The 20626-nt window shown below is 45.0% G+C and carries 23 protein-coding genes and 1 pseudogene; all 24 read left to right on the forward strand.

All coding sequences use genetic code 11. The features are described from left to right. Positions 1-324: 324 nt before the first annotated feature. The 24 genes and pseudogenes from rpmE to atpG all read left to right on the forward strand — a co-directional run bounded on the left by rpmE (position 325) and on the right by atpG (position 20539). The gene (gene rpmE, locus A8F94_RS22240; protein ID WP_066205866.1) at positions 325-531 is read left to right on the forward strand and encodes a 50S ribosomal protein L31; all 207 of its coding nucleotides are present in this window, start codon (positions 325-327) and stop codon (positions 529-531) included. A gap of 208 nt (positions 532-739) precedes the next feature. Next, complete coding sequence (locus tag A8F94_RS22245) at positions 740-1366, forward strand: thymidine kinase (RefSeq protein ID WP_066205869.1); 627 nt, start codon at positions 740-742, stop codon at positions 1364-1366. Positions 1367-1680: 314 nt separating this feature from the next. Continuing rightward, the gene (gene prfA / locus A8F94_RS22250; RefSeq protein WP_066205872.1) at positions 1681-2754 is read left to right on the forward strand and encodes a peptide chain release factor 1; all 1074 of its coding nucleotides are present in this window, start codon (positions 1681-1683) and stop codon (positions 2752-2754) included. Continuing rightward, entirely contained in the window at positions 2747-3616 is an 870-nt protein-coding gene (gene prmC / locus A8F94_RS22255) for a peptide chain release factor N(5)-glutamine methyltransferase (protein ID WP_066205875.1), read from the forward strand. The genes prfA and prmC overlap by 8 nt, the downstream gene beginning before the upstream one ends. A gap of 90 nt (positions 3617-3706) precedes the next feature. Further along, a complete protein-coding gene (locus A8F94_RS22260) occupies positions 3707-4012 on the forward strand; it encodes a hypothetical protein (protein WP_066205877.1) in 306 nt (101 codons plus the stop codon). 434 nt (positions 4013-4446) lie between these two features. Beyond that, positions 4447-5214: a stage II sporulation protein R gene (gene spoIIR, locus A8F94_RS22265; protein ID WP_066205880.1), complete on the forward strand. Its 768-nt coding sequence runs from the start codon at positions 4447-4449 to the stop codon at positions 5212-5214. A gap of 186 nt (positions 5215-5400) precedes the next feature. After that, positions 5401-5661: pseudogene (locus A8F94_RS22270) on the forward strand (KGG domain-containing protein); the annotation flags it as partial. A 263-nt stretch (positions 5662-5924) separates the two neighbouring features. Next, complete coding sequence (locus A8F94_RS22275) at positions 5925-6368, forward strand: GNAT family N-acetyltransferase (RefSeq protein ID WP_077247863.1); 444 nt, start codon at positions 5925-5927, stop codon at positions 6366-6368. 145 nt (positions 6369-6513) lie between these two features. Then, a complete protein-coding gene (locus A8F94_RS22280; protein WP_066205892.1) occupies positions 6514-7548 on the forward strand; it encodes an L-threonylcarbamoyladenylate synthase in 1035 nt (344 codons plus the stop codon). A 365-nt stretch (positions 7549-7913) separates the two neighbouring features. Beyond that, positions 7914-8468, forward strand: coding sequence for a manganese efflux pump MntP (locus tag A8F94_RS22285; protein ID WP_066205896.1), 555 nt, complete (start codon positions 7914-7916; stop codon positions 8466-8468). Between the two features lie 171 nt (positions 8469-8639). Beyond that, the gene (locus A8F94_RS22290; protein ID WP_066205898.1) at positions 8640-9083 is read left to right on the forward strand and encodes a low molecular weight protein arginine phosphatase; all 444 of its coding nucleotides are present in this window, start codon (positions 8640-8642) and stop codon (positions 9081-9083) included. Positions 9084-9169: 86 nt separating this feature from the next. Continuing rightward, entirely contained in the window at positions 9170-9616 is a 447-nt protein-coding gene (rpiB, locus tag A8F94_RS22295; protein ID WP_066205900.1) for a ribose 5-phosphate isomerase B, read from the forward strand. A gap of 83 nt (positions 9617-9699) precedes the next feature. Then, the gene (locus A8F94_RS22300) at positions 9700-10275 is read left to right on the forward strand and encodes a TIGR01440 family protein (protein ID WP_066205903.1); all 576 of its coding nucleotides are present in this window, start codon (positions 9700-9702) and stop codon (positions 10273-10275) included. Between the two features lie 81 nt (positions 10276-10356). Then, positions 10357-11598 (forward strand): serine hydroxymethyltransferase, encoded by a 1242-nt coding sequence (glyA, locus tag A8F94_RS22305; RefSeq protein ID WP_066205906.1) that lies wholly within the window; start codon positions 10357-10359, stop codon positions 11596-11598. A 149-nt stretch (positions 11599-11747) separates the two neighbouring features. Further along, positions 11748-12377, forward strand: a complete 630-nt coding sequence (gene upp / locus A8F94_RS22310) for a uracil phosphoribosyltransferase (protein WP_066205908.1) — start codon at positions 11748-11750, stop codon at positions 12375-12377. 144 nt (positions 12378-12521) lie between these two features. Further along, complete coding sequence (locus tag A8F94_RS22315; protein ID WP_066205911.1) at positions 12522-14762, forward strand: S8 family serine peptidase; 2241 nt, start codon at positions 12522-12524, stop codon at positions 14760-14762. Between the two features lie 478 nt (positions 14763-15240). Continuing rightward, on the forward strand, positions 15241-15462 hold the full coding sequence (locus A8F94_RS22320) for an AtpZ/AtpI family protein (RefSeq protein WP_066205914.1): 222 nt from the start codon (positions 15241-15243) through the stop codon (positions 15460-15462). An 8-nt stretch (positions 15463-15470) separates the two neighbouring features. Further along, positions 15471-15842, forward strand: coding sequence for an ATP synthase subunit I (locus A8F94_RS22325; RefSeq protein WP_066205917.1), 372 nt, complete (start codon positions 15471-15473; stop codon positions 15840-15842). Positions 15843-15866: 24 nt separating this feature from the next. After that, the gene (atpB, locus tag A8F94_RS22330) at positions 15867-16580 is read left to right on the forward strand and encodes a F0F1 ATP synthase subunit A (RefSeq protein WP_066205919.1); all 714 of its coding nucleotides are present in this window, start codon (positions 15867-15869) and stop codon (positions 16578-16580) included. A gap of 72 nt (positions 16581-16652) precedes the next feature. Further along, entirely contained in the window at positions 16653-16865 is a 213-nt protein-coding gene (gene atpE, locus A8F94_RS22335; protein ID WP_066205922.1) for a F0F1 ATP synthase subunit C, read from the forward strand. Positions 16866-17018: 153 nt separating this feature from the next. After that, the gene (locus A8F94_RS22340; RefSeq protein WP_066205925.1) at positions 17019-17537 is read left to right on the forward strand and encodes a F0F1 ATP synthase subunit B; all 519 of its coding nucleotides are present in this window, start codon (positions 17019-17021) and stop codon (positions 17535-17537) included. Then, positions 17534-18070, forward strand: coding sequence for a F0F1 ATP synthase subunit delta (locus A8F94_RS22345; RefSeq protein ID WP_066205927.1), 537 nt, complete (start codon positions 17534-17536; stop codon positions 18068-18070). The genes A8F94_RS22340 and A8F94_RS22345 overlap by 4 nt, the downstream gene beginning before the upstream one ends. A 24-nt stretch (positions 18071-18094) precedes the next feature. Then, the gene (gene atpA, locus A8F94_RS22350) at positions 18095-19603 is read left to right on the forward strand and encodes a F0F1 ATP synthase subunit alpha (RefSeq protein WP_066205930.1); all 1509 of its coding nucleotides are present in this window, start codon (positions 18095-18097) and stop codon (positions 19601-19603) included. A gap of 78 nt (positions 19604-19681) precedes the next feature. Further along, the gene (gene atpG, locus A8F94_RS22355; RefSeq protein WP_066205932.1) at positions 19682-20539 is read left to right on the forward strand and encodes an ATP synthase F1 subunit gamma; all 858 of its coding nucleotides are present in this window, start codon (positions 19682-19684) and stop codon (positions 20537-20539) included. Positions 20540-20626 lie beyond the last annotated feature (87 nt).

Raw genomic sequence — 20626 nt, forward strand, 5'->3', positions numbered from 1 at the left:
ATTGGACTTTACCAGTGCGATTTTTTAATAAAAGAGCAGGTTGATTGGAGCGGAAGGCGCGCACTCGTTGAAAATGCAAAAAGCGCCTGTCTCTGCGATGATTATTCTAAGAAGCTTCCCTTTGTGGAGTGGAAATTAACAAACTAGTTTATACCACTTCTTTTGGTGAAGAACCAAAGAAAAACCCTTTTTCTAGAAAATCCCATCTTGCCAAATGGGTATGTCCCTGCTATAATGATACCAGTGTGTTTTTCCACATCGGGACAATTGCCCGATTTTATAACTCTGTTTCGGAATGACTCAGGGCGGAAGGAGATGAAAAGAATGAAAGCAGGAATTCATCCAAATTACAAGACAGTAAAGGTGACTTGCGCTTGCGGTAACACGTTTGAAACAGGATCTGTTAAAAACGAGATCCGTGTTGAAACTTGCTCCGAGTGCCATCCTTTCTATACAGGCCGTCAAAAATTCGCTGAAGCTGGCGGACGTGTTGACCGCTTCAACAAGAAATACGGCATTAAGCAGCAATAAAAATGCAACTGTTCAAAAACAGGCAAGAATCAACATCGCTTGCCTGTTTTTTTACTTTTTCTACTGCGGAATTACCCGTTTTCTGGCGATTTTTGTGTTTGTTTTGCCAGATTATTGGGTTTTATAACGTATATAGAGATATGTGTGAAATCGAGTTCACTTATACATAATAAATTGACAGGGTATGGAAGGAAGGAGAGGCAACAGTATGTATGTAATGAAGCAAAGCGGTTGGGTAGAGGTTATATGCGGCAGCATGTTTTCGGGGAAATCGGAGGAGTTGATCCGAAGGGTACGCCGTGCCCAGTTCGCGAAACAAAAAGTTGCTGTTTTTAAACCAAAGATTGATAACCGCTACAGTGAGGAGTCCGTTGTCTCCCATAATGGATCTTCGTTTATTGCAATGCCTATTTCCCACTCCACTGCCATTTTTGACCATATTGATGTTGAAACAGACCTTATAGCTATAGATGAAGTTCAGTTTTTTGATGATGAAATTGTCAATGTAATCCAGCACCTTGCGAATAGTGGATACCGGGTGATTGCCGCGGGGCTTGACCAGGACTTTCGCGGAGAGCCGTTTGGCAAGATGCCTGAACTCATGGCCATTGCCGAGCTGGTTACAAAGCTTCAGGCAGTTTGCGCTGTCTGTGGATCACCTTCGAGCAGGACGCAGCGCCTGATTGATGGGCGTCCGGCTTCTTATGATGACCCTGTCATTCTTGTTGGTGCTTCAGAAGCATACGAACCGCGCTGCAGGCACCATCACGAGGTTCCAAAAACAGCTATTGCTGTTGAAGAGGTTGACTTGGTCAATAAAACAAAAGCGCTTTAAGATGCCAATTAGTACATGAGAGAATAAAGAGGTTTGTCCGAAGTTAAAGGACAAACCTTTTTTTATTGGTTATTTCTCTGGTTTAAATGACATCTTAGACTAGGTGTCCCTCATTTAAAAAGATGGAAAGAACAATCACTATAGGCTCTTTTGACGGAGGAACTCACCTGTAATATAATAAAGAGTACCTATTTAATGGAAGGCTTCCCTTGGTGTTAATGCTCAAACAAATTGGACGTTTTGGGCAGTCAGAATTGCTGCCCTTTAACAATGTGGATACAAAAAGTTAGATTACAAACTTGAGGTGAATGAGTGTGTTTGATCGTCTTCAGGCTGTTGAGGATCGTTACGAGAAGCTGAATGAGCTTTTAAGCGACCCGGACGTTATTAGTGATTCAAAAAAGCTTCGTGAATATTCAAAAGAGCAATCAGATATACAGGAAACTGTACAAGTTTATCGGGAATATAAGTCAGTCAAGGAACAGCTTCAGGATGCAAAAGCCATGTTGGATGAAAAGCTGGATGCTGACATGCGCGAAATGGTAAAGGAGGAAGTCAGCGAGCTTTCCTCGCAAATCGAGGAGTTTGAAGAAAAGCTTAAGATTCTCCTTATTCCGAAGGACCCGAACGATGATAAAAACGTTATTTTTGAAATCCGTGGTGCGGCTGGGGGAGATGAAGCGGCACTATTTGCAGGTGACCTTTACCGCATGTATAGCCGTTATGCAGAAGCCCAGGGATGGAAAACCGAAATAATGGATGCAAGCCCAACCGGCCTTGGCGGCTTTAAGGAAATCATCTTTATGATTAATGGCCAAGGGGCCTATTCCAGGTTGAAATATGAAAACGGCGCTCATCGTGTCCAGCGTGTTCCAGAAACAGAATCCGGCGGAAGGATTCACACATCGACTGCTACTGTAGCATGTTTGCCGGAAGCCGAAGAAGTGGAAGTAGAGCTTCATGACAAGGACATCCGCTTCGATACATTTGCATCAAGTGGTGCAGGCGGCCAGTCCGTTAATACAACAATGTCCGCAGTGCGGTTAACTCATATTCCAACAGGAATTGTTGTTTCGATGCAGGATGAAAAGTCCCAGCACAAGAACCGGGACAAAGCAATGAAAATCCTCCGTGCCCGTGTGTATGATAAATTCCAGCGGGAAGCACAGGCTGAGTATGACCAGGTACGGAAATCGGCTGTCGGCACCGGAGACCGTTCCGAGCGGATTCGTACCTATAATTTTCCGCAAAACCGTGTGACAGACCATCGGATTGGCCTGACACTTCAAAAGCTGGACATTATCCTTGAGGGTAAGCTCGATGAAATTATTGATGCATTGACCCTTGAAGATCAGTCCAAGAAGCTGGAAAGTGCCTCCGATGTGTAAGAAAGTGTTTGAAGCCCTAAATTGGGCTTCTCCTTTTTTAAAAAAGGCGGGACGGGAGGAATTTGCCGGTGAATTGCTGCTGCGCCATATAGCTGGCATGTCAAGGGCCCAGCTGTTTGCTACAATCCGGGATGAGTTGGCAGTGGAACACTGGAACGCATTTGAGTCGGCTGTAAAGGAGCATGCAGCCGGAAGGCCGGTCCAGTATATTATTGGCCATGAGGAATTTTATGGACGGAAATTTATAGTCAACGAAGAAGTATTAATTCCGCGTCCTGAAACAGAGGAACTGGTTGACGGTGCCCTAAGGAGAATGAAGACATTGTTTGGGGCTGGGGAGGGTTTGCGGCTTGCCGATATTGGAACAGGAAGTGGGGCAATTGCCGTTACGATGAAGCTGGAACTTCCTGTCCTGGATGTGGCAGCTACTGATATTGCAGAAGCTTCATTAAAGATTGCTAGAGAAAATGCGAGGGCTCTTGGGGCTGAACTAACCTTTATCCAGGGGGATCTCTTGGAGCCTTTTATAGATTCAGGTATGAAACTAGATGTTGTTCTTTCCAACCCTCCCTATATCCCCGAAGAAGATAAAGCGTGGATGTCGGATGTTGTAACAGAACATGAGCCGCACAGGGCCTTGTTCGCTGGGCAGGATGGATTGGATTTTTACAGGAGATTTATGATGCAGCTTCCAAAGGTACTTAAAAGCCAATCACTTGTTGGCTTTGAAATAGGAGCAGGACAGGGGGAAGCGGTTGCTGAGCTTTGTAGGAAAACGTTCCCCGAAGCCTCGGTGGAAGTAGTTCTTGATATGAATGGAAGGGAACGGATGGTTTACGTTTGCAGTGTGCGACAGCCATAAATAATAGTATTCCTTCGAATATGTGTTTAAGGGGGCCGGTCAGCGGGTAAAAACAATGAGTCGGCTTTTAAACATAGGGGGAGAACGAACATGAATCATGCCATTGCCGGCATTTTTGACTGTTTTCATAAGCTTGAGGATGCCATTATCGAGTTGAGGGCTCATGGCCTCCACGCTGGGGATATGACATTGTTGACGACTGAACCTGACTTAGGGCTAGTTGATATTCCTACTATTCAGGTTAATGAGCCATTCATGGTTTGGGATATGGTCCTTGAATATGTTCAGAGTGAGGATGGGGAATCCGGCTTTTTGTATACCCTAAAGGAAATGATTTTTGAAAAAGGAAAGTTCGTACTTCTAAAAGAAGTCAGCACACCAGAACCAACCCTATAAATAGTGAAGTTGCCCGGCCTAACGCCGGGCTTTGTTGTTTTTGAAAAGAAAAACAAAGTGTGTAAGAGGAACTAAAGAATCTTAATTTAATTGAAGCGGAAGGCGCGAAGACTCGTTCGAAAATGCAAAAGACGCATTTTCTTCTGCGGTGCTTTTTCAAGGAAGCTAATTCAACGTCCTGGTGGGAGCGGCTAGACAGGCTCACCGCCCGCCCCACGGAAAGCGAAGCGCCTCGCGACAGGCAAAAACCGCCTGTCTCTGCGGTTGATTATTCATGGGAGCATTCCTTTGTTCAGCGAAAATTAAAAGTAAACTTATCAGTTCCTCTTGTATAATTTATTATTGATACCAAAAATTTGAAGAAAAAGAAATTTACTAGTTTGCGATTCTCCCATCTTGGCGACACTGTTGATAGTGAAGGGACGGTGGGGGAAATGAACAATAAAATTCTCGTATGGCTGTATTTAGTTGTACTATCAATTGGAACAATTGCCAATTTATATATGCCTAAAGTAAAGGCCACAAGCCAAGAGGAAATTATCATTCCGGGTGAGGCCATCAGACTTAGAATCCTGGCAAATAGTGATCGGAAAGTCGACCAGGACCTTAAACGCAAGGTCCGGGATGAAGTGAATGAAAAAATAGCAGAATGGGTTGGCGACCTGACGTCACTTGACCAAGCAAGGGAAACCATAAAGGCAGGCCTGCCCGAAATTGAACAAATTGCTCGAGAAGTTCTAAGTGAAAATGGTTCCGATCAGGCTGCAAAAGCCGAGTTCGGCAAAGTAAAATTCCCGACGAAGCTGTATGGACAGTTTTTGTATCCAGCTGGCGAGTACGAAGCAATCCTGATTACTCTTGGCGAAGGAAAAGGAGCAAATTGGTGGTGTGTCCTATATCCGCCTCTATGCTTTCTGGACTTTTCAAATGGCACCGCAGTGGCATCACCAGGTTTTGAAGAGAGCAGGGAAGCTGTATCGGCTGACAGTGAAGTGCCTAAAGATGAGAAGCTAGGACCAGAGACTGATAAGGGTGAGATGCTGCAAGAGGAAAACGTTCATTCTGAAGAACGAGAGGAAGGCTTGCAACCAATATCAACAGGCAAAGAAGAGAAGAAAAAACCGGTATTCACACCTGAAGATGAGCAGCCGATAAAGGTAAAATTCTTCGTTGTTGAAATGTGGGAAAAAATTATCAACTAAGGGCCCGGATGGGTCTTTTTTTATTGAGTTTTAAGCATAAAAAAACATGGAAGATGGGGAAAGCTTTTCCTAATTGATTGCGAGGTGGTGACAACTTCATTACAAAGCGCGGTAAAGCGTTTTTAATTGAGAAGGCAGGATAAAAGCAGGGTGTACTACCAAATTTCATGAAGGAGGAATCTTACAATGGCTAACAACAATGGCAAGATGTCTCGTGAAGAAGCAGGTAGAATGGGTGGAGAAGCGACTAGCAGGAACCACGACAAGGATTTTTATCAGGATATTGGCCAAAAGGGTGGAGAGGCAACCGCTCAAAATCATAACAGTGATTTCTACTCTGAAATCGGTCAAAAAGGCGGAGAGGCCACATCCCGCAATCATGACAAGAGCTTCTATGAAGAAATAGGCGAAAAGGGCGGAAAAGCCCGTTGGGAAAACGAAAATAAGTAAATAGGTATTCTGCAGAGAGGCTGTCCCCTATTTTTGGGACAGCCTCTTTTAATATTGTTCTATTCTTTCTCCCTCTCTCATAGCAATATAGTAAAACTTGCTGCTGTGCACTTTAGCGGCCTAGTTGAACCAATCGGGTTTTTACGGGCTGTTATCCCCCGCTTAAGCTTCTTTGATTCTTCTAGGGGTTAAGGTCGGGGTCTTGCAGCCCGTTAATACGGGATAAAGTAGATTACTAGAATGGGAGTGGGGACATGCAAATGACAATCAGAATCGGGGAAGAGACTGACTTTACGGGGATCATTGAGTTTCTTAACAAAGCTGGATTAAGTACAGATGGATTGACAGGGAGAGGGGCTGGGCAGTTCATTTTGGCTGAAGATAGAGAGAGGTTGAGAGGTTGTCTTGGTATGGAGCAATATGGAGAAGCAGGCCTGCTCCGTTCACTTGCCATTTCTCCTGGGATGGGAGAAGAAGATTTGCTGGCGATGTTTAAGCAGATGGTGGAGCTCGCGGCTAACCAAAATGTTAATGCTTTGTATTTGGCTACAAATAAACGGACCGCAATCCCTTTCTTTGAAATGATCGGCTTTAAGAGAATTGTAAAATCTGAATTGCCCCCAGAATTTTTTAATTCTATTCATGTTTTGAATGTATTGAGTGTCACCAATTCTGTTTTTTTAAGATTTTCACTTGTAAAATAGATATATCCACAAAGTTATCCACTTTTCCACTACTGTTATCCACAATATGTTGATAACACTTGTTTTTGGTATCTTCTTCTTTTATACTTTCAAAAGAAGAAACGGAACCATTAATCAGTTGATAGAGAGATTTAGGTGAAGGAAAATGGATACAAAAATATGGGCTGTAAGAAATGGCCTGGATGATTTAGATAAAATTAAATGTGCGGCAGAGCTTTTGGCAAGCAATGAGGTCGTCGCTTTCCCTACGGAGACAGTCTACGGTCTGGGAGGGAATGCCGAAAGCGATGAGGCGGTCGAGAAGATATTTCATGCGAAAGGGCGGCCATCCGATAACCCGCTCATCATTCATATTGCAGATACCAGCCAGATGGAAGGATTTGTAGAAGATATCCCGGAAGTAGCAGATAAGCTGATTGAGGCATTTTGGCCTGGACCATTAACGCTCATTTTGCAGATGAAAAAAGGGGCCTTATCTGAAAAAGCAACAGCCGGCCTTGATACTGTGGGTGTAAGGATGCCAGACCATCCAGTTGCTCTCGCTCTCCTAAAGGAATGTAAGCATCCAATTGCTGCGCCTAGCGCAAATAGCTCAGGAAAGCCCAGTCCGACAACAGCCCGGCATGTAGCACATGACCTAACGGGAAAGATCGCCGGAATCGTCGACGGGGGTTCCACAGGGGTAGGGGTAGAGTCGACAGTCCTTGATTGTACAAGCTCTGTACCCTCTATTTTAAGACCTGGCGGAATTACATTGGAACAGCTGGAGGCTGTCATTGGGATGGTGGAAGTTGATCCTGCGCTCCGAAACAGTGATTCAAAACCAAAAGCACCGGGAATGAAATACCGCCATTATGCTCCTGAGGCTCCGCTTTATCTTGTGAAGGGAAAGAAGGAATTCCTCCAGGAAGTCGCCTCCAATTTTAGACGGGAAGGAAAGCGGGTCGGCATATTGGCAGCAGAAGAGACAGCGGGCGGGTATGAGGCTGATAGTGTAATTGCCTGTGGCAGCAGAGACAATCTCGAAACAGTTGCAGCTGCTCTTTATGAGACGCTGAGAGCATTTAACGAGCATAAACTTGATGTGATTATAAGTGAAACTTTTCCTGAAACAGGAGTCGGACATGCCATCATGAACAGATTAATGAAGGCTGCCGGAAATAAAGTGATAGTAGAGTAAAGCCCAACAGCTGGACTAGCCATTCCAGCTGTTTTATTTATCCCGCAATAACGGGCTGTAAGATCCCCACCACAAGGCTGGGGAATCAATGAAGCGTAGGTGGGGATAACAGCCGCATGTGCCCGATTGGTGAGATACAGTGAAACTTGCCGCTGTGCATTTCAGCGGCATAGTTGAACCAATCGGGTTCATAGTGCCGCTTGTTCGCCGTAATTTCGCGAGTTAGCGGCAGTAGAACGGGACTAACAATCAGTGGGGGATGAAGAAAACCCCCACTGATTGAAGTTTCACTTTATGCCGATTTTTCCTTCTATTCCCTGTTGGACGTGCATATGATGAACTAGCATGTCCGGGAGGCTGGTCTAATGTCGTCATTAGTAGGGGAAATTGCGACGCTGCTTTTAATGGCGTTTGCGCTTGGAATGGATGCTTTTTCGGTTGGGCTGGGGATGGGCATGTACAGGCTCAGGCTCCGCCAAATTTTTAAAATTGGGATTACGATCGGAATATTTCATGTTTGGATGCCTCTTGTCGGTATGATTGCAGGCAGGTTCCTGTCACATCAGTTTGGCTCATTTGCGTCCCTGATTGGCGGTTTGTTGCTAATCCTGCTAGGCATCCAGATGATATGGGCAGGATTTAGGAAGGGACAGGAGAGCATTATTACGCCAATTGGCTTCGGCCTACTGTTTTTTGCCTTAAGCGTGAGTCTTGATAGTTTTTCAGTCGGGCTTACGTTGGGTATTTATGGAGCACGGACCGTTGCAGCAATTGCCTGTTTTGGTTTAGCAGCAACAGTATTGACATGGGCAGGCCTTTTAACAGGGAGAAAGGTGCAGGGGTGGCTTGGTTCATACAGTGAATCATTGGGAGGCATCATCCTGCTGGCCTTTGGTATTAAGCTTTTACTGCCACTTTAAAACATTTAAGTCTTAAACAGCTTCCATGATGGAAGCCTATTTTTTTTGGAAAAAAAGAAAGTGGCCATATGATCTGGGTGCGCTGCAAATGCCAATTCTTTGTAGCGGTGGATGGCTAGTTGGAAAATTGCGGGTAGCCGTCTTATAATGATAGGGAAGGAGGATGGCCACATGCATCGCGTATTGTTTGTTTGTACCGGGAATACATGCCGAAGCCCTATGGCAGAGGCTATTTTAAAAAATAAAAACCTGGAAGGTGTCGAGGCGAGGTCCGCGGGTGTTTATGCCATCGATGGGGGAGCGGCTTCCCTAAACTCTATAAAAGTTCTAGATGAGAACAGCCTTGCCCACAGCCATCAATCAAGGCTGCTTTCAAAGGATGATGTGGAATGGGCAACAGTTATCCTGACCATGACCCTTTCGCATAAACAGGCGCTAACGGCCCGATTTCCTGAGGCTGCCCATAAAACGTATACCCTGAAAGCATTCGCCGGGGAAGATGGTTATCCTGATGTAAGCGACCCATTTGGGGGAAATGTGGATATTTACAGGGCAACCTATGCAGAGCTGGAACACCTTATTTCAAAAGCCATGAAACGATTGTTGAAAAAGTAAAAAACAAAATAATAAGAAGAAAGAATACCTCACCACGGGGGTTTGAACTCTGAATCAAGGTGAAAAATACAGGAGGAATACTGAGAATGAAAGTAGCGCTGGCTTCAGATCATGGCGGAATTACAATCCGCAAGGAAATAGCATCCCTTCTTGAAGAGTTGGGAATAGAATATGAGGATTTCGGGTGTGAATGCAGTACTTCTGTCGATTATCCGGATTACGCTCTTCCTGTAGCAGAAAAAGTGGCTGCTGGAGAGTTTGACCGAGGCATCCTGATTTGTGGAACGGGAATTGGGATGAGCATTGCAGCCAATAAGGTAAAAGGGATACGCTGTGCGTTGGTTCACGATACATTTAGTGCAAAAGCAACGAGGGAACACAATGATTCCAATATGCTGGCAATGGGTGAGCGGGTGATAGGGCCTGGCCTGGCAAGGGATATTGCGCAAATTTGGCTGACAACAGATTTTACTGGCGGAAGACATGCAAATCGGGTTGGAAAGATCACTGAATACGAAGGCAAAAATCTATAAGTGGCACTTTCGCTAAGGAAGCGCAGACAATTCGTTTGTCTGTGCTTTTGTCGAAGCCTGCCCATGGTTGGGAGGATATCGTTATGGAAGACGCAATTGATAGACTTGAAAAGGAACTTTTAGAAATTCTCGAAGGATTTGTTGAACAAGTAAATCTCCGCCCTGGAAGCCTGATGGTCATAGGATGCAGTACGAGTGAAGTGGCAGGAAGGAAGATCGGAACAGCGGGGACAATGGAGATTGCTGAAGTGATTTATCGGCAGCTTGATAAGCTCTGCGAAAAGACAGGAGTAAAATTGGCGTTTCAATGCTGTGAGCATTTGAACAGGGCGTTGGTAGTCGAAAGGTCTACTGTGCTTGAACACAATTTAGAAGAAGTTTCGGTTATTCCTGTTCGGCATGCGGGCGGGGCAATGGCCACCTATGCGTTTAATGCGATGGAGGATGCTGTCGTAGTTGAATCTATCCAGGCCGAAGCTGGCATTGATATTGGTGATACCTTGATAGGGATGCATCTGAAAAAGGTGGCAGTTCCTATCAGGGTTGCTCGCAGAAGGCTTGGCGAAGCCAATGTCACACTTGCGAAAACAAGGCCGAAGCTCATTGGCGGCCCACGGGCTGTTTACGAACGGACTACAGAGAATCTATCTTGCACGTAAGTATCTTTTCTAATAGGAAACTGATAAAATAATAGAGAATTTTCAAGCATCTTTAATAAGGGACGTTCGAGGGGGATTATCATGAAGCATTTGGCAGAGCGGGATTCACAAGTTTTTGAAGCAATCCAGAAGGAATTGGGGAGGCAGCGTTCAAAAATAGAGCTGATTGCATCTGAGAATTTTGTTAGTGAAGCAGTCATGGAAGCGCAAGGGTCGGTGCTGACCAATAAGTATGCTGAAGGCTATCCTCACCGCCGTTATTATGGCGGGTGTGAATATGTCGATATTGTAGAGGACCTCGCCCGCGACCGGGTAAAGAAAATCTTTGGTGCCGAGCATGCGAATGTACAGCCCCATTCAGGTGCGCAGGCGAATATGGCAGTTTATTTCACTGTGCTTGAGCCGGGGGATACAGTCCTTGGTATGAATTTGTCCCATGGCGGACACTTGACACATGGAAGCCCTGTGAATTTCAGCGGAGTACAATACAAGTTTGTTGAATATGGAGTTGACCAGAAAACCCATCTAATCAATTATGATGATGTTCGGGAGAAGGCTCTTGAACATAAGCCGAAGTTGATCGTTGCTGGTGCAAGCGCTTATCCGCGCGAAATAGATTTCAAACGCTTCAGGGAAATCGCCGATGAAGTGGGCGCATATTTGATGGTTGATATGGCTCATATTGCCGGTCTGGTTGCAGCTGGCCTTCATCAAAACCCTGTTCCTTATGCCGAGTTCGTTACATCTACTACACATAAGACACTCCGCGGACCTCGGGGTGGCTTGATTCTTTGCCGTGAAGAATTTGCGAAGAAAATAGACAAGTCTATCTTTCCGGGCATCCAGGGGGGCCCTCTTATGCATGTAATCGCAGCAAAGGCGGTTGCATTTGGTGAAGTGCTGGAGGATGGCTTTAAGGAATATGCAGGGAACGTTGTTGCAAACGCAAAAGCATTGGCGGCTGCATTGCAGGAAGAAGGTCTTTCACTTGTTTCAGGAGGGACAGATAACCATCTGCTTCTAATTGACCTTCGCTCACTGGGCTTGACTGGAAAGGTTGCTGAAAAGGTTTTAGATGAAATTGGGATAACAGTAAATAAAAATACAATTCCATTCGACTCTGAAAGCCCATTTGTAACAAGCGGAATTCGTATCGGAACAGCGGCGGTCACTTCCCGCGGGTTTGGAGAGGCGGAAATGAAGGAAATTGCCTCACTTATTGCGGTTACGTTGAAGAACCATGAGGATGAAGCAAAGCTATCCGAAGCAAAAGAACGCGTTGACGCGTTAACAAGCAAATTTACCCTTTATCCTGAATATTAAAGTAACTAGCCGGCAACCTTCATTTGAGGGGGCCGGCTTTATTATGTCTGCTGCTAGGAAACATTGTTGCCCTGGTGAAGTTTTTTCTGTAAAATGAGACGAAGTGTGTAACCTATAACTGAAGAATTAAAAGTAGAGGGGCGATTAGTATGGCGAGAGTTTATGTATTTGACCATCCGTTAATTCAGCACAAACTTACCTACATACGCGATAAAAACACTGGAACAAAGGAGTTTCGCGAACTGGTTGACGAAGTGGCTACACTGATGGCTTTTGAAATTACAAGGGACATGCCTCTTGAAGACATTGAAATCGAAACCCCGGTAAGCATAGCCAAAGCAAAAGTTCTTTCCGGGAAGAAAATTGGCCTTGTTCCAATCCTTCGGGCCGGGATAGGAATGGTTGATGGCATACTTAAGCTGATTCCTGCAGCCAAGGTTGGCCATATTGGCTTATACCGTGACCCTAAAACCTTGATGCCTGTAGAATATTATGTAAAACTTCCTAGCGATGTTGAAGAACGCGACTTTATTGTTGTGGATCCAATGCTTGCAACAGGGGGATCGGCAATTGAAGCAATCCACTCGCTGAAGAAGCGTGGCGGGAAAAACATTAAATTCATGTGCCTCATTGCAGCACCTGAAGGCGTTGAAGCATTACACGAAGCACATCCGGATGTAGATATTTATATTGCGGGTCTCGATGAAAAGCTAAATGACCATGGCTATATTGTACCGGGGCTCGGCGATGCTGGCGACAGGCTGTTTGGGACAAAATAAACTGAAAAAAATTAAAAAGCCGGAATGGACCCAGTTGGTCTGTCCGGCTTTTTGTTATATCAAAGAAGCATAGCCCTGCTAAACAAAAGGAGTGTGAATACTTTTAGATGCCCCTTCAAACCCTATGAATGAAGGGGTGATCCTATGAGAGTTCTTACTATAGCCATGCTACTAATCTTTTTGATGGGCAATGTACAAGCCAGTCAAGAAGACAAAGCGGTTCCTCCACTACCAACTGAGGACCCGCATGCGATTGAAATGGTCATTATTACGATGAAGACGAAGGCGAAGGAAGAACAAATTCAAAGCCTTTTGAAAAAATATCCTCGTGTAAAGCTTCGCCATGTATTTTCTGAAGCGATTCAAGGGTTTTCTATAGAAGGAGAGCATGAGCAGTTAGCAAGGCTTAAGAAAGAAGAGTGGGTGGAAACTTTTTCTCCAGTTCAACAATATGAAACGGAAGTTCTATCTCCGGGAAAAAAGGTCTCCTTTGAAGATCAGGGGAATTTTTCAGGCAACCATAACCGTGTAGTGGATAGCAAGCGGAGATTGTTGACTGGAAGAGGTGTTACGGTTGGAGTTATTGATACGGGTATTGATTATACCCATCCAGACCTGAGAAAAAATTACCTTGGGGGCAGAGATTTCATTGATCTTGATGAAGATCCGATGGAGTCGAAAGGGGACGCAGGATTTTCTACACTGCACGGAACTCATGTAGCAGGCATTATTGCCGCCAATGGTAAAATGCGCGGTATTGCTCCGGAGGCAAAAATAAAAGCATATCGGGCCTTGGGACCCGGGGGAAAAGGAACGACCGAACAAGTATTGGCAGCAATCGAACAAGCAATAAAAGACAAGGTTGATATTTTGAATTTATCTCTTGGAAATGGTATAAACGGACCTGATTTGCCTTTAGCAATTGCTTTGAATAGTGTGGTCGATAAAGGGATAACAGCAGTTGTAGCTTCTGGTAATTCAGGTCCGCGCCAATGGACAGTAGGTGCACCGGGGACGGCCGCAAAGGCGATTTCGGTAGGTGCGTCAACACCAGTTACGAAGGTTCCTTACATAATAATAGAAGGAACCCGAGAAAAATTTAGGGTTGATGCTATGGGCGGTTCGGCAGAGTGGAGAACCACCCCATCATTTGAATTAGCTGATGGAGGCTACGGAACAGAACAGGAGCTTTTACAGTCTAAAAACAAAATTGCCCTTATAAAACGAGGAAAACTTACCTTTGCACAGAAGGCCCAAAATGCCGTGAAAGCAGGTGCCAGAGGCGCGATTATTTACAATAATAAAAGTGGGAGTTTTATGGGGAATCTAGGTTCTCAACTTTCGATACCAGTTGCGTCCGCACCTATGGCTGCTGGAGAAGCTGTTTTAAGAGGGATAAAAGCTGGGAAAAATTCGGCCCGTGTTTTGTTTTTTGAAGAAAGCAGACGTATGGCACCGTTCAGCTCAAGAGGGCCTGTTACTGGCTCTTTGGCAATCAAGCCTGACCTTGTCGCACCAGGGGTTAATATTTCTAGCACAATACCGGGAGGCTATTTGCAGCTGAGCGGGACAAGTATGGCTGCTCCATATGTAGCAGGTACCTGTGCCCTCATTAAACAGGCTCGCCCAGACTGGGGTCCTATCGAAATAAAAGCGGCACTTATGAATTCGGCCTTGCCTGTTGGGGGAACAAATGGAGGTGGTTACAAAACGTTTGAACAAGGGGCAGGCCGGGTTTTGCCAGAGAAGGCCGTTCAGCTTGATGTACTCGTTATGCCGGGATCGTTGTCATTTGGAAAAATGCCAAAAACATTTTGGAAAACATCTGATAAACGCAATCTTACGATAAAAAATACTGGCGATCAAAGTGTCAGGATAGGGTTTGCCATTCCCGCAATGCAACCCGGTCTTTCCTGGAAGATGCCGCTGCCCTTTTACCTTAAGGCTGGTGAACAGCGGACGGTTGCAATAACATTGCGTATCGATGGTGATGAGCTGAAAGGAAAAATGGCAGATGGTACATTATTAATCCATGCCGGCAGCAGTAAGATTAAACTCCCGTATAACTTTGCATTTGCAGAACCGGATTACCCACGTGTGATGGGCTTTAGTTTTGCTGATGGTGATGGGCCTGGAAAATATATGTATGAAGTCTATTTGCCAGGAGGAGCTGATGAGTTTGGAATCGCTTTATTCCGGAAGGCAGATTATCGTTTCGCCGGTTACCTGGATTACGGGAGGGGAATTGACAGGGGAATGATTAGGAAGTCTATTGATGAGGATAAACTTCCAGAACCCGGAACGTATAGTGCGAAGGTGTTTGCAAGAAAGGCAGGCCGAGAGGATATGGTTGAAACAACAATCAAAATTAATCCTGCACCGTAAAGGAATGTATAGTACTAATGGGGCTTATCAGTGACAGTTACCATTATTCGGTATATTGTCCCTTAATGGCGGGGAGCTTGTTTAAAATCTTTACAAAAAATTTACAAAGTGTTCCGGTGGTATATTTGAAGCAACCAAAAAGATTTTGTGGTATTGTTTTAATAAGAGGTTTTTTATTTGAAATACCAGGAGGAGTTGTTATATAAGGAGAAGTCCTTCACAGATAGGGAAAATTAAAAAAATCAATTTATCTTACTAGCAGCCTGATTATTGTCCGATTAGTGAAAAGTTTGTGAATTTTTTCACCACAAATAAATTGACATCGACAAAGTGCTATTGTATGCTAACAAAGGGCATAAATGATAGGGTTTTCATTTAAACCAACAGGGATGCTCCGATTATTTTCAGGATCCTTCTATCTATACATATAACCTCTTTTTTGCCCATTTCTCATTCTCAAAAGTGAGGATGCGATAGAATGCGTAATGAAAACCGCAACCCTTTCAAGGCAATGGCACTTATGTCTGCCATTCTATCCCAGTTAGTCGGCTCGACCCTTCTTGGCATTTTTGCCGGGAGATGGCTTGACGGCAAGTCGGGAACAGAACCTCTATTTTTAATAATAGGGCTGTTCATTGGATTGGCAGTTGGAATATATGCCGTCCTTCGCCTTGTCCAGCATTACTTTTCAGGAGACTGATTCAAAATATGCCAGATTTAAGGGCAATTTACGCCCGAACTCGCAAATATCTCTTTTTCTTATTATCATTATATGTACTTGCCTGGGGATTTACAGACCACCGGCAGATTTTTGCCGGGCTCTTTATGGGGACAGCCCTCAGCTTGTTTAACCTTTGGATGTTGGTGAGAAAGACGGACCAACTTGGGGACGCTGCTGTTAAAGGCAGGAAGGTATACTCGCTTGGTACGTTTTCCAGGATGGCTGCAGCTGTCTTTGCTGTCATCATTGCTATGGAATATCCCGAACATTTTCATCTTATCAGTGTAGTGATAGGGCTAATGACATCCTATATTGTCATTATGATATATTTATTTAAACAGATGCTTATACCTAAATAGATATAAGAAGCGAGGTGAATATTGTTGCATCATGAAAATCCAATAGTAGGTCCGTTTTTTGGTCTGTATTTCAACTTATCAAACATCTTGACCATTACGGCGGCAAGCCTGATTGTTTTTCTCATCGCCGTACTCTCGACTCGCAGGCTCGCCATGAAGCCAACTGGCATGCAGAATTTCATGGAGTGGGTGATGGACTTTGTCAAGAACATCATTAAAGGCTCCATGGATTGGAAAACTGGCGGAAGGTTCCATATCTTAGGCATAACTTTACTTATGTACATATTTGTATCGAATATGCTGGGACTTCCATTGGCTGTAGCATACGGCGATACCCTTTGGTGGAAATCCCCAACAGCCGACCCTGTCATCACACTGACACTGGCAGTTATGGTTATGGGGCTCGCTCATTATTACGGCGTCAAGCTCCATGGGGCGAAGGAATATGCTAGAGGCTATTTTAGGCCTGTAGGATTCCTGTTTCCGTTAAAGCTTCTTGAAGAGTTCTCGAATACATTGACACTTGGTCTTCGTCTTTACGGAAACATTTATGCAGGGGAAATTTTGCTGGGATTGCTGGCTACAGGACTTGCCAACTCATTTGGCGGAGTACTGGCCGCAGCTTTACCAACAATTGTATGGCAAGGATTCTCTGTCTTTATCGGATCAATCCAAGCTTTTATCTTTACATTGTTGACAATGGTCTACATTTCCCACAAAGTGAGCACTGATCATTGATAACATATAACCTGTTCATTATTATGGACAAAAACAAAAATTACAAACAATATCGAGGAGGAATTTATTATTATGGGTCTTATAGCAGCAGCAATTGCAATTGGTTTGGCAGCATTGGGTGCAGGTTTGGGTAACGGTATGATTGTATCTAAGACAGTAGAAGGAATGGCCCGCCAGCCAGAAGCGCGCGGTATGCTTCAAACAACAATGTTTATCGGGGTTGCGTTCGTAGAGGCGATTCCTATCATGGCTGTTGTTATCGCGTTTATGGTAGTTGGCCGATAATAGATTTTTTACAATGGCGAAGACCGCATAAAAAGGAACTTCGCCTTTCCTTTATTCAAAAAATAGAGTTTATCACGACATTAATTATAATTCGTATCCACTAATATGCATCCGGAATCCGGGTGATTGACTCTTGAAGGGAGTGACTCGAGGGTGTTGACAAGCAGTTTGGTATTAGGAGCAGCCACTAAATTCAACAACGGTGATATTTTATTCCAATTAGCAATGTTCCTTATATTGCTGGCATTACTGAGAAAATTCGCATGGGGCCCGCTGATGGGCGTCATGAAAGAACGTGAACAACATATTGAAAACGAAATAAATCAGGCCGAAAAGTCCAATCTCGAAGCGAAGAAACATTTGGAAGAACAGCGTGAGCTATTGAAAGAGTCGCGCACTGAAGCACAGGCCCTTATTGAAAATGCACGCAGGCAGGGAGATGTCCAGCGTGAGGAAATCATTGCGATTGCCCGCGCCGAGGCTGACCGCATTAAAGAATCAGCAAAGCTTGAAATTGAACAGCAGAAAGAACAGGCTGTTGCCGCCATTCGCGAGCAGGTTGCTTCGCTTTCTGTCTTGATTGCTTCGAAAGTAATTGAGCGCGAACTGGGTGAACAGGACCAGCAAAAGCTGATTGACGAATTTATTCAAGAGGCAGGAAAAGGCCGATGAGCACTTCTATGATTGCAAAACGCTATGCAATGGCTTTGTTCAAGCTGGCAAAAGAACATGGCCTGCTGGATGTGATTGAAGAAGATTTGCGGGTTGTCAGGGAGGTATTCAAGTCCGATAACGAGTTGAATGCAGTGCTGAAATCTCCGAGGCTATCTCTGGAACAGAAAAAGGCAATTGTAAAAAGCGCGTTCAATGCTGTGAATCCATATGTACAGAACACATTGATGATCCTGATTGACCGTCATCGGGAAAATGAAATTCCTGGCGTCGCTGATGGATATATCGAATTTGCAAATGATGCGAGAGGGATTGCTGAAGCAAAGGTTTACAGCGTCCGTCCGCTTTCAGATGAAGAGAAAATTGCTTTGTCAGCTTCATTTGCAGCCAGGGTTGGCAAGCGCGCACTTCGCATCGAGAATATCATTGATAACGATCTTTTGGGCGGCATCAAAGTCCGTATTGGAAACCGAATATTCGACGGCAGCCTGCGCGGCAAGCTGGACCGTCTTGAACGTAAACTATTGATCTAAGATTCGTAGATAGGGGTGAAACTCATGAGCATTAAAGCTGAAGAAATTAGTGCGCTGATAAAACAGCAAATTGAAAACTATCAGTCGGAAATCCAAGTGAGTGATGTTGGTACTGTTATTCAGGTTGGTGACGGTATCGCTCGTGCTCATGGCCTCGACAATGTCATGGCTGGAGAACTTGTTGAGTTTTCGAATGGCGTTATGGGAATGGCGCAAAACCTTGAAGAGAATAACGTTGGTATTATTATCCTTGGTCCATACACAGAAATCCGTGAAGGTGATGAAGTCCGCCGTACCGGACGTATCATGGAGGTGCCTGTAGGTGAAGCGCTAATCGGGCGCGTCGTAAATCCTCTTGGCCAGCCGGTCGATGGAATGGGTCCAATCAACACAACAAAAACCCGCCCTATTGAAGCAGTAGCTCCTGGTGTAATGGATCGTAAATCCGTACATGAGCCGCTTCAGACAGGCATTAAGGCGATTGACGCTCTTGTGCCAATCGGCCGCGGACAGCGTGAGTTGATCATCGGTGACCGCCAGACCGGTAAGACAGCAGTGGCAATTGATACAATCATTAACCAAAAAGGCCAGAACATGATCTGTATCTATGTTGCGATTGGCCAGAAAGAATCAACTGTACGTAATGCGGTAGAAACGCTGCGTAAATACGGCGCTCTTGATTATACGATTGTTGTGACTGCGGCTGCATCCCAGCCTGCTCCGCTATTGTATTTGGCTCCATATGCAGGTGTTTCAATGGCTGAAGAATTCATGTATGAAGGCAAGCACGTATTGGTCGTTTATGATGACCTTTCCAAGCAGGCAGCTGCTTATCGTGAACTTTCCTTGCTGCTCCGCCGCCCTCCAGGCCGTGAAGCATATCCAGGGGATGTTTTCTACTTGCACAGCCGCCTACTCGAGCGTGCAGCTAAATTGAGTGATGCTAAAGGTGCTGGCTCCATCACTGCTCTGCCGTTTATTGAAACACAGGCAGGGGACGTATCTGCCTATATCCCAACAAACGTTATTTCCATTACTGACGGACAAATTTTCCTTCAGTCTGACTTGTTCTTCTCCGGTGTACGTCCGGCGATCAACGCAGGTCTTTCCGTATCAAGGGTTGGTGGTTCCGCGCAGATTAAAGCGATGAAGAAGGTTTCCGGGACACTGCGTCTCGACCTGGCTTCTTACCGTGAATTGGAAGCATTCTCCCAGTTTGGTTCGGACCTTGATAAAGCTACACAGGCGAAGCTTGGCCGCGGTGCCCGTACTGTAGAAGTGTTGAAACAGGACCTTCACAAGCCGCTGCCTGTTGAAAAGCAGGTTGCGATTCTATATGCATTGACTCGCGGATTCCTTGACGATATTCCTGTAACCGATATCCGCCGGTTTGAATCCGAGTTCCATGCCTGGCTCGACCACAACCGCAAAGAAGTGTTGGATCATATCCGTACAACGAAGGAGCTTCCTTCCGATGAAGATATGGCATCTGCAATCAACGACTTCAAAAAGACGTTTGCAGTAACTGAATAATTATTATTCTACAACACAAGATGGCAGGGGCATTTACCTGCCCCCATGCCAAACTTTGAAAAAGGGTGGTGAGAACCAGTGGCATCATTACGCGATATAAAATCCCGGATTACCTCCACAAAAAAGACGAGCCAGATTACTAAAGCGATGGAGATGGTATCTGCCGCTAAATGGAACCGGGGCGTGACCAATGCGAAAGCATTTGTTCCATACATGGAAAAAATCCAGGAAGTAACAGCTTCCATTGCTGTGGGCAGTAAGGATGTAAACCATCCAATGCTGCAGCACAGGCCAGTTAAGAAAACCGGTTATCTTGTCATTACGTCTGACAGGGGGTTGGCCGGCGCATTCAACAGCAACGTTTTACGCCAAGCTCTTCAGGCTATCCAGGGAAAGCATAAGTCCAACGACGAATTTGGCATTATTGCGATTGGCAGGGTGGGGCGTGATTTCTTCCGTAAAAGGGGCATGAACGTTGTGCTTGATATTGTTGGAATCTCGGACCAGCCGTCATTCGATGATATTAAAGAAATTGCCAGCAATACGGTTGGCATGTTCTCAGATGGCATATTTGATGAACTACATATTTACTATAGCCACTACGTAAGTGCAATTTCACAGGATGTTACTCATAAGAAGCTGCTCCCGCTAACAGATATTGCAGCTTCATCAAAGCTTACATCATATGAATATGAACCGAATGCTGAAGCGATCCTGGATGTTCTCCTTCCCCAATATGCTGAAAGCTTGATTTATGGAGCTCTTCTCGATTCCAAGGCAAGCGAGCATGCTGCGAGAATGACGGCAATGAGGAATGCAACAGACAACGCCAATGAATTAATCAGTTCTTACAGTTTGACTTATAACCGTGCGCGCCAAGCCGCGATTACTCAGGAAATCACTGAAATTGTCGGCGGAGCAGCCGCGCTGGAATAGATAAAAACCCTCCTTCAGGCAGGAAGAAGGGTCAGGACCGGGAAGCACAAGGCGGGACCAACCGCCGTACTCCCCACCTTTTTTATT

The sequence above is a fragment of the Bacillus sp. FJAT-27225 genome (assembly GCF_001685025.1).
Lineage (GTDB): Bacteria > Bacillota > Bacilli > Bacillales > Cytobacillaceae > Bacillus_D.

Excerpts from the sequence above, each read along its gene's own strand:
- A8F94_RS22325 (WP_066205917.1), top strand. The coding sequence starts at position 15,471 with ATGCCAGATTTAAGGGCAATTTACGCCCGAACTCGCAAATATCTCTTT.
- A8F94_RS22315 (WP_066205911.1), top strand. The coding sequence starts at position 12,522 with ATGAGAGTTCTTACTATAGCCATGCTACTAATCTTTTTGATGGGCAAT.
- A8F94_RS22275 (WP_077247863.1), top strand. The coding sequence starts at position 5,925 with ATGACAATCAGAATCGGGGAAGAGACTGACTTTACGGGGATCATTGAG.
- A8F94_RS22245 (WP_066205869.1), top strand. The coding sequence starts at position 740 with ATGTATGTAATGAAGCAAAGCGGTTGGGTAGAGGTTATATGCGGCAGC.
- atpA (WP_066205930.1), top strand. The coding sequence starts at position 18,095 with ATGAGCATTAAAGCTGAAGAAATTAGTGCGCTGATAAAACAGCAAATT.
- spoIIR (WP_066205880.1), top strand. The coding sequence starts at position 4,447 with ATGAACAATAAAATTCTCGTATGGCTGTATTTAGTTGTACTATCAATT.
- A8F94_RS22300 (WP_066205903.1), top strand. The coding sequence starts at position 9,700 with ATGGAAGACGCAATTGATAGACTTGAAAAGGAACTTTTAGAAATTCTC.
- rpiB (WP_066205900.1), top strand. The coding sequence starts at position 9,170 with ATGAAAGTAGCGCTGGCTTCAGATCATGGCGGAATTACAATCCGCAAG.
- A8F94_RS22320 (WP_066205914.1), top strand. The coding sequence starts at position 15,241 with ATGCGTAATGAAAACCGCAACCCTTTCAAGGCAATGGCACTTATGTCT.
- A8F94_RS22290 (WP_066205898.1), top strand. The coding sequence starts at position 8,640 with ATGCATCGCGTATTGTTTGTTTGTACCGGGAATACATGCCGAAGCCCT.
- A8F94_RS22345 (WP_066205927.1), top strand. The coding sequence starts at position 17,534 with ATGAGCACTTCTATGATTGCAAAACGCTATGCAATGGCTTTGTTCAAG.
- upp (WP_066205908.1), top strand. The coding sequence starts at position 11,748 with ATGGCGAGAGTTTATGTATTTGACCATCCGTTAATTCAGCACAAACTT.
- rpmE (WP_066205866.1), top strand. The coding sequence starts at position 325 with ATGAAAGCAGGAATTCATCCAAATTACAAGACAGTAAAGGTGACTTGC.
- A8F94_RS22260 (WP_066205877.1), top strand. The coding sequence starts at position 3,707 with ATGAATCATGCCATTGCCGGCATTTTTGACTGTTTTCATAAGCTTGAG.
- glyA (WP_066205906.1), top strand. The coding sequence starts at position 10,357 with ATGAAGCATTTGGCAGAGCGGGATTCACAAGTTTTTGAAGCAATCCAG.
- atpE (WP_066205922.1), top strand. The coding sequence starts at position 16,653 with ATGGGTCTTATAGCAGCAGCAATTGCAATTGGTTTGGCAGCATTGGGT.
- A8F94_RS22280 (WP_066205892.1), top strand. The coding sequence starts at position 6,514 with ATGGATACAAAAATATGGGCTGTAAGAAATGGCCTGGATGATTTAGAT.
- A8F94_RS22285 (WP_066205896.1), top strand. The coding sequence starts at position 7,914 with ATGTCGTCATTAGTAGGGGAAATTGCGACGCTGCTTTTAATGGCGTTT.
- prmC (WP_066205875.1), top strand. The coding sequence starts at position 2,747 with ATGTGTAAGAAAGTGTTTGAAGCCCTAAATTGGGCTTCTCCTTTTTTA.